Raw genomic sequence first — 15,844 nt, forward strand, 5'->3', positions numbered from 1 at the left:
TGCACCGTGAAAAACGCCCACCAATACATCAGGTCAGCATTGATCGCCATGCTTCTCGGGTTGTCCGGGGAGTCGGCAATGGCCCAGCTCATCGTGGTCGTATCCACCAAGAGCACGCTCACGGCATTGAGCGAACAGCAGATCGCGGACATCTTCCTCGGCCGCGCGGCCTACTTCCCGGGTGGCGGCAGCGCCATACCCGTCGATCTGCCCGAGGATGCAGCCGCGCGCAGCGAGTTCTACCGCAGGATCACGGGGAAGTCCTCTTCGCAGATGAAGGCTTACTGGTCCAAGCTGATTTTCACCGGCCGCGGCCAGCCGCCCCGCGAAGTGCAGGACCCTGCGGCAATCAAGCGAGCGCTTGCCGAGACGCCGAACGCCATTGGATACATGGATTCCCGCGATATCGATGCAAGTGTCAAACCGCTGCTGACGCTCAACTAGCGCAAGCGGCACGGCATGATAAAGGCGCTCACAAGGCGCCTTGTCCCCCATATATGCAGAATGCGATTTTTTCCATATCGCGCAGTGAGATACCGGAATTGGCACGATGAACTTCAATCGCCGAGAGTCACCCGCGAAACGCGGTACTTCAGATCGACAGCCGGAAAGTGCCAGCGATGCAGGCAATGCTGCCGCGAAACGCGCGCAATTAGTCGTGCGGGGAACGCGTGCAATCGTGAAACGGCTTGCCGAGGCCTACATCCTGATACCCGTTTTCACGGGCCTGCTGCTTTGCATTGCGTGGGCAGCGGTGTTCCATCTGATTTCGGTTGAAGGCGATGTTGCCGAAGATACGGCTGCGCAGTCGAGCCGTGAGATCGCCGACACCTATGAAGCACAACTGTGCGCAACCTCAGTTCAATCGACCAGACGCTCAAGACGGTCAAGTACGCCTACGAAACCAAAGGCGGCACAGCCATGGACGAGCTGCAGGCGAAGGGCCTGCTGCCGCCGTCCATCGTTTTCCGAGTGTCGGTCGCGGGGCTGACGGAAGCGTGTTTGCAGCGTCCGGGTCGCATGGGCCCTCGAATGTCTCGACGGACCCGTGCTTCGCGGCATTGCGTGCGCAGATCGATGCATCGATGCCCTGCGTGAGCCGCGTCAGCCTCAATCACGATACTGACACGCCCGAGATCACCTTCAGCCGTCGCCTGGAGCACGCCGATGGCAGCTTCAACGGCAGCGTGATGCTCGCCATGGACCCGGCCTATTTCACGAGCGGTTATGAATATGCCCGCATGGGCGACAAGGGCATGCTGCTGCTCGCCGGGACGGACGGCGTCGTGCGCGCCCAGCAAACGGGCGAGTCCACGTCGTGGGGCAGGTCGATATCGACCGTGGCAATTGCAGTCGCGCAGCAGGCGCTTGTGAGCGGTGCGAGGGTCGGCCCGTGGGACCAGGGCGTGCGGCGTTACACCACCATCCGCGCAATCCACGGCTTTCCGCTGATTGCGATGGTCGGGCTCAGCCAGGGCGAGCAGTTATCGGTTTTCCGCAAGCACAGGCACAACTATGTCCTGTGGACGGCCATTGCCAGCGCCTTGCTGATCGTGCTTGCCGCTGCGCTCAGCCGGTCGAGCTGGCAGCTTGCCAACAGCCGCCGCCGCGCACGGCAGGCGCAGCAGACCTACTACGCGGCATCGGAAAGAAGCCTCGACGCGTTTTTCGTCTTTCGTTCGGAGCGCGATGGCGCCGGCAATCTTCTCGGCTTCGTCATGACCGACGCCAACCGGCGTGGCAGCGTCGTGCTCGGACTGCCCCGCGAGATGCTGGTTGGCCGCAGTCTCGACGCGATCTTCCCCGACGCGCGCCAGAACGGCATGTTCGATGAATTTGCGGCTGTAGCGGAAACCGGAACGGTCCACGAACACGAATGGATGCACCTGTGTACCGACGACACGAAAGTATGGCTCCAGCGTCAGGTAGTGCGCGTGGACAACGGCGTGGTGGCGATCATGCGCGACATCAGTTCGCGCAAGCGCGCGGAAGTGCGCCGCGCCGAGCACAATCGAGTGCTCGAAATGATCGCGACCAGCACGCCGCTGGAAGAGGTCTTGTCCTATCTTGCAAGCCTGCTCGAATCGCAGATCTCGCGTGTTGCGTGCGTCGCGTTGCTGCGTGACGACGACGGCCTGCATCTGAAACTGGGCGCCGCGCCGGGGCTTTCCGAGCTGTACCGGAAGCGGATCAACGGCTCGCCCGTGAGCCTCGATGCAGGTCCGAGCGGCCGGGCAATTCACACACGCCAACCCGTCTACATTCCGGACGCAAGCAAGGACCCGGCTTTCATGGAGCAGATGCAGGCGTATGGCTTGAGCGGCTTCCAGGCATGCTGGGCGATTCCCATCCTCGCGCACGACGGCAGCGCCTTGGGCGCGCTCACATTGTTCGCCCAGGACGCGCACGAGCCCAGTGCGATCGAATCGCAAGTCATCGCAATGGGAACCCGCATTGCGGGCATTGCCATCGAACGGCATCGTGCCGAAGAGCGTATCCGGCACATGGCCAATCATGACGCGCTGACAGGCTTGCCCAACCGTACCTTGCTCTCCGACCGCCTGAATCAGGTACTGCTGCATGCGCGGCGATACGAGCGCGGCGTCTCGGTGGTGTTCATCGACCTTGATAACTTCAAGCTCATCAATGACAGCCTCGGGCATCGCGCGGGCGACGATCTGCTGCGCACGGTCGCGGCTCGCATGTCCGATTGCCTGCGCGCAACGGATACGGTGGTTCGTCTTGGCGGCGATGAATTCGTGATCGTCCTGTTTGACGAAGAGCAGAATGGGCCGGGCATCCACAAGACCATCGAGAAGATCCGCGAACGGATCATGGAACCGGTCGAACTGAACGGCGAGCAATATCGGGTGACGTGCAGCATGGGCGTGGCGAGCTATCCGGCCGACGGCGCCAACGCCGAAAGCCTGCTGATGAACGCCGATGCCGCCATGTACCGCGCCAAGGAACTCGGGCGCAACAACTACCAGATGTACACGCACGAGATGAACATCAAGGTGCACGAAAAACTGCGGCTGCAGGAGCAGTTGCGCGTGGCGTTATCGAACGGGGAGTTTCATCTGGAGTATCAGCCGCAAGTCGACCTGCGCACGGAAAGCGTGTTCGGGGTAGAGGCGCTGCTGCGCTGGCAGCATCCGACCGACGGCAACATCTCGCCCGCCACGTTCATTCCGGTTGCGGAGGAGACGGGCCTCATCATTTCCATCGGCGACTGGGTGCTGCACAAGGCCTGCATGCAGAACAAGCTGTGGCAGGACATGGGCTTCGCACCCATGACGGTGTCCGTCAACGTATCCGCGCGGCAATTCCTGCAGAAGGAACTCGTGTCGCGCGTCGCGCATGCGCTCAGCGAAAGCGGCCTGGATCCTCAGTATCTCGAGCTGGAGCTGACTGAAAGCGTGATCATGCAGGATCTCGACGGCGCCATCGCGACAATGCGGCAGTTGCAGGAGATGGGTGTGCGGTTGTCGATAGACGACTTCGGCACGGGATATTCGAGTCTCAGCGCGTTGAAGCACTTCCCGATCGTGCGCCTCAAGATCGACCAGTCATTCGTTCGCGAACTGCCGGCAAGGACGACGACCGCGCAATCGCAATGGCCGTGATCTCGCTTGGGCGCCAGTTGAATCTCAAGGTGATCGCGGAAGGTGTGGAAACAGAAACGCAACTCGCCTTCCTTCGCGACAACGCCTGCAACGAGATCCAGGGTTATCACTACAGCAGGCCGTTGAAATCGCACGATCTGGAGCAGCTTCTCAGCCAGCCGTTCGTGTGGCCGGTCGCGGCTGCAGCGCTGGTGGATTAGCGTAGTGCGCCGTCTTGGCAGGTGCCTTGAGCACGGTCAGGATGACGGGTCCAGCGCGACACCTGTCCCCGCCTCCGCCTCCGCGCGAAGGAAATCGATCAGGGTATCGAGCATCCTGTGGCGGCGGGTCGGTCCACGGCGCAGGACAAACCGCCACGAAGCCGGACGTGAAAGCTCTGGAAACAGGCGCACCAGCCGGCCGCTGCGCAGTTCCGGCTCGATCAGCGGCGAGCGGCCAAGCGCGAGTCCTGCGCCGCCCACTGCCGCGCCGATCACCTGACTGAAGCTGCTGTAGCGGACAATCTTGGTATCGAAATCGTCAGGCAGCCCGAACTCGGCCGACCAGTTCAGCCAGTTGAGTTCAGGGAAATTTTCGTGCGCCTCCTGCAGCAGGCGGCAACGACACACCGCCGTGGATGCAAACGGATGCAACTCGGGGCTGCATACCGGAAAGACGTCCTCTTGCAAGAGGACGATGTCATCGGGACGCAACGCGTGATCGGCGACATGCACGACAGCGAGGTCTATGTCGTACCGGGCAAAATCCGGCTCGCCATCCTGAATGATGGCGTTGAGCGGCGTCGCGGGATTGGAACCCGAAAACTCGGCAAGACGGCGCGCAAGCCACATGGCGGAGAACGGTGCGTTGGCCGAGACGGTCAGTCGCCTCGCGACGCCCTTGATTTCCGAACATGCGTCTTCCAGCAGTGACAGTGCGCCGCTCGCTGCAGGCAGCAGGCTCGCCCCCGCCGCCGTCAGGCGAATCCCGCCGATACCCGTGCTGCGCTCGAGCAGCCGCACGCCCAGCGTATCTTCCAGGCCACGTATCTGATGACTCACCGCGCTGGTCGATACGTTCAGCTCGGCAGCCGCGCGAGCGAACCCGCCGAGCCGCACCGCCGCCTCGAAGGCCCGTAGCGCTGTCAGAGAAGGAATATTGGACATCGGGGTATTGTAGGATATTCAACACCCCTTGAAAAACCATCTTTTGCCTCGCCCTGCGGCCCAAGGTAAGGTCCTATCGACCGAAGCAGTGACCAACCGGAGGCAGGGATGTATTTCGATGGCAAGTTATGGATGATGATGGCAGGGCTGCGGCTGCGTGTGGCCGGCGCCGTGGCCCTTGGTTTGATCGCCATGGGATTTGGCGTCCTGCGCTTCGTCTTCCTTGGCCGCGTGCTCGCGCTCGCGCTGGAAGGCGCGCCGCTCGGACAAATCGCCCTTGCCGCAGCCGGCACGGTCGCCTGCATGATCCTGCGGGCCTGGCTCGACCATCGGCGGGTCGTGCTGGCGCAGGGCACGGCCGGACGGGTCCAGTCGGTGCTGCGCGCCCGGCTGTTCGACCGCATTGCCGAACTCGGGCCGGCGTGGTTCGGCGCCGAGCGCACCGGCGGCGTGATGCTGGCTGTCATCGACGGTGTGGAGCAGTTGCAGACCTTCTTCGGCGCGTACGTGCCGCAGCTGATCATTGCCACCTGCGCACCCGTGGTGATCTTCGCCGTGCTGGCCTGGTGGGATGTACCGACCGCAGCCGTGCTGCTGGTTGCCGCGCTCGCCACGCTCGCGCTGCCCATGCTGATCCACAACGCCGACAAACACGCGGCCATTGCCCGCGCCGCGGCGTTCAAGTCGTTTGGCGAAGAGTTCCTCGACGCAGTGCAGGGCCTGCCGACGCTCAAGGCGTTCGGCCAGAGCGGCGCCTTCGCGCAAAAGCTCGCCGGCCGCGCGCGGGCGCTGTCCGACAGCACCTTCTGGGTGCTTGCGCTTGGCCTGCTCACCCGGTTCTTCACCGACCTCGGCACGGGCCTGGGCGCAGCGGCCGCCATCGCACTCGGCGCCTGGCGCGTGAGCCACGGCGAAATGAGCCTGGAAGCGTTGCTGATCATCCTGATGGCCGGCACCGAGATCTTCCGTCCCCTGCGCGACCTGCGTTCCGTGCTGCATCAGGGCATGGTCGGACAGTCTGCCGCGAACGCCATCCATGCGCTGCTGGAAGCGCGCAGCGATGCACCGGCTGCGGGCGCGCCACATGTGGCCGGCCTTGCTGCGAGCATCGCGTTCGATAACGTCGGTTTCGCTTATCCCGGCCGTCGCGCCGATGCGCATGCCGCGCTGAGCTTCGAGATCGCCGCCGGCGAGACGGTCGGGATCGTCGGACCCAGCGGTGCGGGCAAGTCCACCATCCTGCGCCTGCTGCTGCGCCAGCACGATGCGCAGGCAGGCGCGATCCGCATCGGCGGCCATGACATTCGCACCCTGGACCCCGATCAGGTGCGAAGCATGATCGCCATCGTGGCGCAGGACACCACGCTCTTCGATGGAACTATCGCCGACAATTTGCGGCTCGGCCGGCATGATGCGAGCGACGCCGACATGATTGCAGCCGCTGCGGCCGCCAACATTCACGACTTCATCGCCGGCTTGCCCGACGGCTACGAGACACGCATAGGCGAGCGCGGCGCCACGCTGTCCGGTGGGCAACGCCAGCGCATCGCCATTGCCCGGGCGCTGTTGCGCGATGCGCCCATCCTCGTGCTGGACGAAGCACTTTCCGCCGTCGATGCCGAAAACGAAGCGGTCATCCAGCAGGCGCTCGACCGGCTCATGCGCGGGCGCACCACGTTGATCCTGGCGCACCGGCTATCCAGCGTGATCGGCGCCGACCGGATTCTCGTGCTCGATCACGGGCGCGTGGTGGAGAGCGGCACGCATGCCGAGTTGATCTCCCGTCCCGGGGCGTATCGCCGCCTGATGGGTCCGCAGGCCGGCGCGGCCGGCCAGCGTCCGGCTGCGGTGGAACGGTTGGTCGCGGCGCCTGCGTCATCGTCTTCAGGTCCGCAACAACGGGCGCTTGCCGAGGATGCCGCCGAAATCGGCTGGGCCGATACCTTGCGCACCCTGTTGCGCTTCGTGCGGCCGTGGAGAACGAAACTGGCGCTGACCGTGCTGTGCGGTATCGGGCGGGTGCTGAGCTTCATTGGCGTCGGCGTGCTGGGCGCGCTCGTGGTTGCGGGTGTGGCGTCCGGACGGCCGGTCTTCGGGCTGACCGTCGGGCTGCTGATCGCGGCGCCCGCCGCGGCAACGCTGCACTGGCTGGAATCCTGGCTTGCGCACGACATGGCTTACCGGCTGCTGGCGGAAATGCGCATCGCACTGTTCGCCAAGCTGGAGCGCCTCGCTCCCGCCTACCTGCTGCGCCGGCGCTCCGGCGACCTCGTGGCGCTGGCGACCCAGGACGTCGAGACGGTCGAGTACTTCTACGCCCACACCGTGGCGCCGGCTTTTGTCGCCATCGTGATCCCGGCCAGCGTGCTGGCGCTACTGGCATGGGCGGCCTGGCCGCTCGCGCTCGTCCTGCTGCCCTTTCTCGCCTGGGCCGGACTGACACCGGTATTCGCACGCAGCAAGATCGACCGTCTCGGCAGCCGGGCGCGCGCAGCATTGGGACAACTCGGCGCGCATCTCACGGAGACGATCCAGGGTCTCGCGGAACTCGCAGCCTTCCAGGCGACCGGCCGCCGTCGCGCCGTTTTCCTCGCCGACATTGAGGCATACCAGCAGCAGCGGTCCGCCCTGCTGGACGATCTCTCGCGCCAGAGCGCCGCGCTGGAAATCGCAACCGGACTGGGCGGCCTGGCGGTGGCCCTGACGGGCGCCGTGCTCGCCGCGAACGGCTGGTTTGCGCCCCAGTGGCTGCCGTTGCTCGTGCTGGTTTCCGTGGCCGCCTTCATGCCCGTTGCCGAGATCGGCCAGGTTGCACGCCAGTTGGCCGATACGATCGCGTCCACGCGCCGCCTGCATGTCGTCGAAGCAGAGACGGAGCCGGTCACCGATGGCGATTTGCCGGTCCCCGCAAACCCGCAAGTACGGCTCGAGTCGGTGAGCTTTGCGTACCCGGGCCGCAGCGCACCGGCGCTCGACCGCGTGAGCTTTGCCGTGCGTCCCGGCAGCACCGTGGCGCTGGTCGGCGCCTCGGGCGCGGGCAAGTCGACGGTAGCCAATCTGCTGCTGCGTTTCTGGGATCCGCAGCAAGGCGTCATCACGCTGGGCGGCGTCGACTTGCGCCGGCTTCGTCTCGCTGACTTGCGCAGTCATATCGCGCTGGTGGCGCAGGACACGTATCTCTTCAACGATACGCTGGAGGCCAACATCCGTCTGGCCGGCCAGGATGTTTCAGACGCAGATGTACGCCGCGCGCTGGATCGTGCCGCGCTGAGCGATTTCGTCGACCGGTTGCCGGATGGCCTTGCGACCCGGGTGGGCGAGCGCGGCGTGCAGTTGTCGGGCGGGCAGCGTCAGCGGGTGGCGATCGCCCGCGCGTTCCTGAAGGACGCGCCGATACTGATCATGGACGAAGCGACTTCCCATCTCGACACCATCAGCGAGCAGCAGATCCGCACGGCCCTTGGTGAACTGATGAAGCAACGGACCTCGATCATCATCGCGCATCGGCTGTCGACGATTCAGAATGCCGACACGATTCTCGTGATGGACGGCGGCCGGGTCATCGAGGCCGGCAGCCATGCCGAACTGCTCGCTGCGCGCGGCGCATATGCGAGACTGGTTGCGCATCAGTCGGGCGGGCTCGCCGCGTAGGGCATCGGCGGTGGATGCAGGGGTTGCTGCGCCCCATTTGGCAAAACGGCGCGCGCCGCAACGCTCACGCCCGATACCACTTGGGGTAGAACTCCCTGACGGCATCGCCATCGGTTCTCAACGCATGGCAGCCGTCGAGCTGGAATGGTTGCTGGCTGTTCGACGCGTTGATCTCCTCGCTCATTGTCTGGAACGCAGCCGTCGCCACGCCGCCGATCAGCTCGGTCAGATGCGTGCAGCCCTTCGTGCCGCCAAACAGCGCACGTGTCTCGCGCGTGAAGCCGGCCGCGAGCTTGAGGCCGATCAGCTTCCTGTACTCCGGCCCGATAACATCGCAGAAACCAGGATACGGCACGACTTCGGATTCCGCGTGTGCATCGACGATCAGGAAATCCGTGTTGACCGTGATCCGCAAGCGCATCTGGTGGATCGCTTCACCGGCCAGACGCACGACACCGCTCGAATGACGATCGTAGGTTTTCGTATCGCGCAGCACACCTTCGATGTCATACAGCCCGTCTTCGCGCCGATAGCCGCTGAGTTCGATACGCCGCACATGCAGGAGTTGACGTTCCATGGGCTCAGCGCGTGAAGCTCGCAATAATGCGTTTCGCCTTGTCGACGATAGGTTTGTCGACGAGCTTGCCGTCCACGGCGATCGCGCCCCTCGGATTCTCGGCGAGCTTTGCCAGCACGCGCTCGGCCCAGGCAAAGTCCGCATCGCTCGGAGCGAAGCCGCGATTCACTGCCTCGACCTGCTTCGGATGAATGCACAGCTTTGCACCAAAGCCGAAGCGCCGGCCGGAGGCGGCATCGGCGGCGATCAGGTCGGCATCGTCAATCGATAAAGTCACGCCGTCGACGGGCGCCGCGAGCCCCGCATAACGCGACTCGATCACGAATTGCGAGCGCACGTAGTCGAGCTCGCGGCCGCTGTCCTCCACACCTGCATCGACGCAATAATCGAACGAACCGAATGCAAGCCGTGACACCGCCTTTTCATGCGCGATCGCCCGCATCTCCACCACGCCCGCCACGCTCTCGATCAGCGCGATGAGCGACACCGCCTTGCCGCAGCGCGACGCAATATCCGCCAGTTCGCTAGCGGCTTCGGCCTTTGGGACCATGATGCGCGTGACCGATGACTCGCGCAGCATTTTCACATCGTCCTCGTGCCAGGGCGTGCCGTATGCGTTGACACGAATCACGACGCGTTCCTTGTCGATATCCGGCAAGCCATCCCGCAGCCACTTCGATAAACCCTCGCGCGCCTGGATCTTGCCCTCGGGCGCGACCGCATCTTCCAGATCGATCACGACCTGATGCGCGGCCGTTGCAAGCGCCTTGGAAAACCGCTCCGGACGATCGCCCGGTACGAAGAGATAACTATGAAGCGGCATGCATGTCTCCTGACTTGAGCATCAACCGGACGTCCAGTCGCGCTGGAATGTTTCCGAATAACTGAAACGGTCGGCCGGATGGATGCTGAACGCGGCTTCGACAATCTCGCCGCGCCGGTTGAGATATCGGCGGCACAACCAGAGCGCGGGTGAACGCGCCTTTGCGTTGACCAGCGAGGCGATGGCCGCCGGCAAGGCGATCGCCCGGATCTCCTGCTGCACTTCCACTATCCGCTCGCCGAACTGTTTTTCGATAAGCGTATAGATCGGCACATGCGATTCGCGTTCGCTCACCACGAGCGAACGAAATGCCGGTTGAATGAATACTTCGGTATGGCAGATCGGATCGGGGCTGTCGCCCGAACGGCGCAAGCCCGCAATGCGCAGCCACGTCTCGCCGGGGCCGGCCTTCAGCAGCTCGCAAACGGCGGGGTCGCGCACCTCGGTCGTGTCCTTCGTCAGGATCTCGAGAACGGTGTCCGCCGTATAGCGATGCAGGTCGCTCAACTGCTGCATGACCTGCCGATACCCGCCTTCGGATCGAACCGCCTTGACAGTCGTGCCGACCCCCGCCTGCCGCACGACCATGCCGAGTTGCACCAGTTGCTTCACGGCCTCGCGCACAGTGGAACGGCTTGCGCCGAACTGCTCGCATAGCTCGAACTCGGTCGGTATTGTCGAGCCCACCGGAAACCTGCCGCTCTGAATTTCGTTGACGAGCGTCTGCGCCAATTGCACATAACGCGGTTGCTGACCCAGGACTGTGACCATCGGCTCTTGCGTGAGTAAGGGTGAACGGATTAAACGGGGTGAATGCGCCCGTTCGGACCCGTCACGCAAGCCTTCGGAGCTCATTGCACGACGGCCTTCTCGCGAAGCGAGGCGATCCGTTCAGCATCGTAACCGAGTTCCGCGAGCAGCCTGTCCGTATCCTGGCCCAGATCCGGGGCTGCGCGCAGTGGCAGCGCCTCATCCACGCGCACCGGCGCCGCCACGCCGCGGATCTTCCCGAAGCGCGGATGCTCGGCATTGACCACGCCCTCGCGCTCCGCCACGAAAGGATTGTCGAGCGCCTGCCTGACGTCGTAGACCGGCGCCGCGGGCACACGGCCCCCGAAACGCTTGAGCCACTCTTCGGTCGTTGCCGTGGAAAGCGCGGTATCGAGTTCCTTTTCAAGCAAGTCCCGGTTGAGCAGCCTCGCCTTGAAATTGTTGAAGCGTTCGTCCGTGACCCACGACGGTTTGTCGAGGACCTCGGCCAGCACGCCCCAGAATTTCTCCTTGTTGCACATCAGGAAGATCCAGCCGTCCTGTGTCTTGTACAACTGGCTCGGCGTGAGCGAAGGATGCGCCGAGCGGCGATCGCGCCCCGTCACCACGTCGCCGTTCAGGTACCACGTGGCGACATAAGCGAGATTGTGCATGGCGACATCGAAAAGACTGACGTCCATGTCGCGGCCGATGCCGGAAGCGCGCGCCTGCACGATTCCCGCAAGCAGCGCCATGGCGGCGGTCGTGCCCGTCATCAAGTCGATGATCGACAGCCCGAAGCGCGCCGGCGGACTGTCAGGCTCGCCGGTGACCGACAGATACCCTGCTTCCGCTTGCATCAGGTAGTCGTAACCCGGCCACGACGCACGGCTTCCGGTGCGCCCATACGCCGACAAGTGACCGCAGACGATCGCCGGATTCGACTCTTTCAGCTGGTCGTAAGTCAGCCCGAGCTTTGCGGGCAGATCGCCGCGCAGGTTGTTGAAGACCGCGTCGCTTTTCTTCACCAGGTCGAGAAGGACGCCGCGTGCTTCCGGCTTCTTGAGATCGAGCGTCAGGCTGCACTTATTGCGGTTGAACGCCTCGAAAAAGTGGCTGTCGCCTTCGCCAAAAAAATATGGACCGACCGCGCGCCCGACATCGCCGCCTTCGCGGAAATTCTCCACCTTGATGATTTCCGCGCCGAGATCGGCCAGATGCTGCGTCGCGAACGGACCCGCGCCGTACTGTTCGACCGCGACAATACGCACGCCTGAGAGCGGCAAAGTCATACCGGATTCCTCGCAATAAGGTTCTTGGCGATGATGATTCGCTGCATCTCGTTGGTGCCTTCGCCAATGCACAAGAGCGGCGCATCGCGGTACAGGCGCTCGACGTTGAACTCCTTCGAGTAGCCATAGGCGCCATGAATTCGCATGGCCTCGATGCTGTTCTCAAGCGCAGCTTCAGTGGCGAAGTATTTCGCCATGCCGGCTTCCATGTCGCAGCGTTCGCCGCGGTCGTAAGCAACCGCCGCCGCTTCGGTCAAAAGACGCGCAGCCTGCAAGCGTGTCGCCATCTCGCCCAGCTTCAGCGCAATCGCCTGATGTTCGCAAATCGGCTTGCCGAAAGTCTTGCGCTGCTGCGAATAGGACACGGATTCATCGAGCGCTGCCTGCGCCACGCCCACCCCACGCGCGGCCACGTTGATGCGCCCCAGTTCCAGGCCGCCCAGAATCTGTTTGAGTCCTAGTCCTTCTACGCCGCCGATCACCTGCGACACCGGCACGCGAAAATCCGTGAAGGTCAGCTCGCACGTATCGATACCCTTGTACCCGAGCTTTTCGAGCTTGCGGCTCACTTCGAAGCCCGGACCCTTTTCGACGAGCAGGAGCGTCATGCCCTTGTGCCGCGGCTCCGCCTTCGGGTCGGTCTTCACGAGCAACGCCAGGACGTTCCCATGCAGGCTGTTCGTGATCCACGTCTTGTTGCCATTGACTACATACTCGTCGCCCTCGCGCCGCGCCACCGTGCGGATCGCCTGAAGGTCCGTGCCGCAATCCGGCTCCGTCAGCCCGATGCCGCCACGCAATTCGCCGGTCGCCATGCGCGGCAGATAGGCACGCTTCTGTTCCTCGGTGCCGTTGCGCTGCACGGTCATCGCCATGATCAGATGCGAGTTGATGATGCCGCTCACCGACATCCAGACCGCCGAGATCCGGTCGACAATCTTCGCGTACGTCGATGTGGAGAGACCCAGTCCGCCGTATTCCTGACTGATCAGGCATCCGAACAATCCCATGTCCTTCATTTTCTCGACGATCTCGTGCGGGTACTCGTCGGCCGCTTCGAGTGCGTGGACATACGGCTTCACTTCCGTCTTGAGAAAACGATCGAGCATGTCGAGGATCAGCACCTCGTTAGCCTTCGCCTCTTCTGCTGTTTCAATCGTTTCTACATCGATGGTAGCCATGAAAATCTCCTGCCCTGACGGGCCCTGAATGCATGCAGCAACAATTAGCCGGGACGGCGCAGCACGTCTGCGAGCGTGGATACGGAAGACCGTTCGAGATTCAGCACGGCGTCGCGCACCTGCGCGGCGCGATCGCGCGAGACCACGCGCTGCGCGTTATCGAAGAACTTGGCGACGATGTCGTCGTTGGTCAGCGGCCGATCGGACGAGCCGCGATTGATCGCCTCGCGATGCGCAAGACGGCGGCCATCGCGTGTGAAGACAATCACTTCGCCGGTGTAATGGCGCGGGAACGTGGACTCGTGATCCACTTCGTAATTGACGCGTTGCGCCAGGGCCAGCACGGCGGGATCGGCGAGCGCCGCGTCGTCGAGGTCATCGAGCGTGAAGCGTCCCTTGAGCAAGCCTGTCGCCACGATGTACGGAATGCTGAACTGCGCGTCGTAGCTGTTCGCCGGATGCTTCTTGTTCGCGACCGGCTCGCAGATCACGTTCACGGTCGCACCCGGCACGCGCACGACGACGTTTTCGATTTCATCGATGCTGAGGCCATGCTGCTTGTGCAACTCGACCGCGGCATCGGACGATGCATGGGTGAAATGGCATGCGGGAATCGGCTTGAGCGCAACATGGTCGATCTCCCATTGCTCGCCGAGCCCGTTCGTCGCAATGGAAAGATCCGGCGTGGCATCGTCATTCAGGTGCAGCGAATAAAGCCCATAGCGGCCTTCATAAGGCGCGCCGGGACCCACGAATCCATGCTTTGCAAGCGACGCCGCAACCGTGCCGCTGACCGCGGCCCAGCCCGGATGCAGACGCTTGGTCCACGCGCCGTCCTGCAGGAATTCCAGGCTGCCCGACGCCATGGACAGCGCAATGCCCTGCGCATGCGTCGCGCGTGCTTCGTCGAGACCCAAGAGACGTGCGGCCGCCAGCGTGCAGCCGAACGCGCCGGCCAGTCCCGTGGGATGAAAACCCGTCTTGTGGAAACCACCTTGCGCAACGGCGCCCACCCGGGTCGATACTTCCATCGCACAAAGATAGGCGGCGAGCAGATCGGCGCCGCTTGCGTTCTCGCGCTCGCCGAGCCCGAACACGCAGGGCAAGGCGCTCGCGGTCGAATGAATGACGCCGCGTGCGTGGGTATCGTCGAAATCGAGGCCGTGGATCAGAAGGCCGTTGAAAAGCATTGCGTCGCGCATGGCAAGCCGCTCCGAATGCGCGAACACCGACGCGTGGCCGCTGTCGAGTTCCTGCATGGCGGCAAGCGTCGCACGCGAATAGTTGAACGTGGTCGTGGCAAATGCGAGACCGATGCTGTCGAGTATCAAATGCTTGGCGCGTTCGCGGACGGCCTGGGGCACATCGTCGAGCCGCAGGTTCGTCGTGAAGCGGGCAAGCGCTGCGGAGATGGAAGTTGAGCTCACCGTGCAATTCCTCCTTGCTTGAAATCCAGTTGGGTATCGAGCGCATCTTCGTCGGGCGAGGCCGCTTCGAGCGAATACTGGTTGGCATCGACACCCAGTGAAATGACCGCCACGATCAGCAGCACCAGCACGCCCGAGACCATGCCGAGCACCCCGAATAACCCGAACTGCTGATACAGCAGCACGGCGGCGTACGACGTGGTCATGGACGCAAGCCGGCCGCATACGCCCGCGGCACCCGTTCCCCGCAAGCGCAAGGCAGTCGGGAACAACTCGGGCACGTAGCCGAAAAGGCCCAGCGTGACGATGGCGAAGATGCAACTCACCAGGACGAAGCCAACGCACGCAATCGCCACGTTCGCAACCATCTGCGGATAGATGAAACCGAGCACGATGGTCATCGCCGAGAAAAACACGAGACCCTTGGCGCGGCCCAGCCGGTCGGCGCTGAGAAAGCCGAGCACCGCGCCAAACGGCGCGCCGAACGACATCAGCGTGGTGAAGCCCAGCGATGTCACGACGTCCCGGCCTTCCCTCACGAAGAAGGTCGGCAGCCACGCAACAAAGCCGTACACCGCGACATTCACCGCGACCGCGGTAAGCGCCGCCGTCAGCGTGCGGCCGATCATGCCGCGCCGGAACAGTGCGCTGAACGGCAGTTGCGGGACTTCGAGATTCTGCGTGCGCGCGCATTCGGGCAACGGCCCGCGCTGCTTCGCCACCTCCGCTTCGATTGCGCTGACAGTACGCTCCGCTTCTTCAAGGCGGCCGACCGATTCGAGCCAGCGCGGCGACTCCGGCATGCTGTGGCGCAAGGCCCAGACGATCATCGCGCCGATCCCCGCAATGCCGAACATCCAGCGCCATCCGAACATCGGAATCACGACATAGCCCACACTCGTGGCGATCACGAGCCCGGAGTTGACGATCAATCCGAGCAACGAGATCCATCGTCCGCGATACGCCGGCGGAATGAATTCGCACAGCGTGCCGGCCGCAACCACGAGTTCCGCACCGAGCCCGATGCCCATCAGGAAACGGCAGCCGATCAGCCAGTAGATGCTCGGCGCGAACGCGGCGGCAATCGACATGACGCCGAACAGCGCGAGGTTGAACTGGTAAGAAGAGCGGCGTCCGAACCGGTCGCCGAGATAACCGGACAAGCCCGCACCGATCACCATCCCGAAAAATCCCGCCGATACAAACAGCGCGTTCAACTGAAGCGTCGAGAAGCCCTGCTTCATCATCGCCGCGGCAACGCCACCGGCGAGATACACGTCGAATGCATCGAGGCACGCTCCCGCGCTGATGAGGCCGAGGATCTTCCAGTGGAAGCGCGCCATCGGCAATCTGTCCAGGCGCGCGCCTGAGC

General features: G+C 63.6%; 10 protein-coding genes and 1 pseudogene. 3 read left to right on the forward strand and 8 right to left on the reverse strand.

What is annotated here, in order from left to right; genetic code table 11:
• The first annotated feature begins 6 nt into the window (after positions 1-6).
• Together AXG89_RS40850 and AXG89_RS40855 are read left to right on the forward strand one after the other, a co-directional pair.
• On the forward strand, positions 7-444 hold the full coding sequence (locus AXG89_RS40850; RefSeq protein ID WP_144029358.1) for a phosphate ABC transporter substrate-binding protein: 438 nt from the start codon (positions 7-9) through the stop codon (positions 442-444).
• 1,325 nt (positions 445-1,769) lie between these two features.
• Positions 1,770-3,826: pseudogene (locus tag AXG89_RS40855) on the forward strand (putative bifunctional diguanylate cyclase/phosphodiesterase).
• Between the two features lie 36 nt (positions 3,827-3,862).
• Here the strand turns inward: AXG89_RS40855 and AXG89_RS40865 are convergent.
• Entirely contained in the window at positions 3,863-4,771 is a 909-nt protein-coding gene (locus AXG89_RS40865; protein WP_075357464.1) for a LysR family transcriptional regulator, read from the reverse strand.
• Between the two features lie 108 nt (positions 4,772-4,879).
• Between AXG89_RS40865 and AXG89_RS40870 the strand changes: the two genes are divergently transcribed.
• Entirely contained in the window at positions 4,880-8,422 is a 3,543-nt protein-coding gene (locus AXG89_RS40870) for an ABC transporter ATP-binding protein (RefSeq protein ID WP_119024851.1), read from the forward strand.
• Between the two features lie 64 nt (positions 8,423-8,486).
• On the opposite strand, the gene AXG89_RS40875 is transcribed toward AXG89_RS40870, so the two are convergent.
• The 7 genes from AXG89_RS40875 to AXG89_RS40905 all read right to left on the reverse strand — a co-directional run bounded on the left by AXG89_RS40875 (position 8,487) and on the right by AXG89_RS40905 (position 15,815).
• Positions 8,487-8,999 carry a DUF2889 domain-containing protein gene (locus AXG89_RS40875; protein ID WP_075357462.1) on the reverse strand — a complete coding sequence of 171 codons (513 nt, stop codon included), beginning with the start codon at positions 8,997-8,999 and terminating at the stop codon, positions 8,487-8,489.
• A 4-nt stretch (positions 9,000-9,003) separates the two neighbouring features.
• The gene (locus AXG89_RS40880; protein ID WP_075357461.1) at positions 9,004-9,822 is read right to left on the reverse strand and encodes an HpcH/HpaI aldolase/citrate lyase family protein; all 819 of its coding nucleotides are present in this window, start codon (positions 9,820-9,822) and stop codon (positions 9,004-9,006) included.
• Between the two features lie 21 nt (positions 9,823-9,843).
• A complete protein-coding gene (locus AXG89_RS40885; protein ID WP_062001719.1) occupies positions 9,844-10,593 on the reverse strand; it encodes a GntR family transcriptional regulator in 750 nt (249 codons plus the stop codon).
• A gap of 80 nt (positions 10,594-10,673) precedes the next feature.
• The gene (locus tag AXG89_RS40890; RefSeq protein ID WP_075357460.1) at positions 10,674-11,864 is read right to left on the reverse strand and encodes a CaiB/BaiF CoA transferase family protein; all 1,191 of its coding nucleotides are present in this window, start codon (positions 11,862-11,864) and stop codon (positions 10,674-10,676) included.
• Complete coding sequence (locus tag AXG89_RS40895; protein ID WP_075357459.1) at positions 11,861-13,045, reverse strand: acyl-CoA dehydrogenase family protein; 1,185 nt, start codon at positions 13,043-13,045, stop codon at positions 11,861-11,863. Before AXG89_RS40895 ends, AXG89_RS40890 begins: the two co-directional genes overlap by 4 nt.
• Positions 13,046-13,089: 44 nt before the next feature.
• A complete protein-coding gene (locus AXG89_RS40900; RefSeq protein WP_075357458.1) occupies positions 13,090-14,472 on the reverse strand; it encodes an MmgE/PrpD family protein in 1,383 nt (460 codons plus the stop codon).
• Positions 14,469-15,815 (reverse strand): MFS transporter, encoded by a 1,347-nt coding sequence (locus AXG89_RS40905; RefSeq protein WP_062001715.1) that lies wholly within the window; start codon positions 15,813-15,815, stop codon positions 14,469-14,471. The genes AXG89_RS40900 and AXG89_RS40905 overlap by 4 nt, the downstream gene beginning before the upstream one ends.
• Positions 15,816-15,844 lie beyond the last annotated feature (29 nt).

Origin of the sequence: Burkholderia sp. PAMC 26561 (assembly GCF_001557535.2) — a bacterium.
In the GTDB taxonomy this organism is placed as follows: domain Bacteria; phylum Pseudomonadota; class Gammaproteobacteria; order Burkholderiales; family Burkholderiaceae; genus Caballeronia.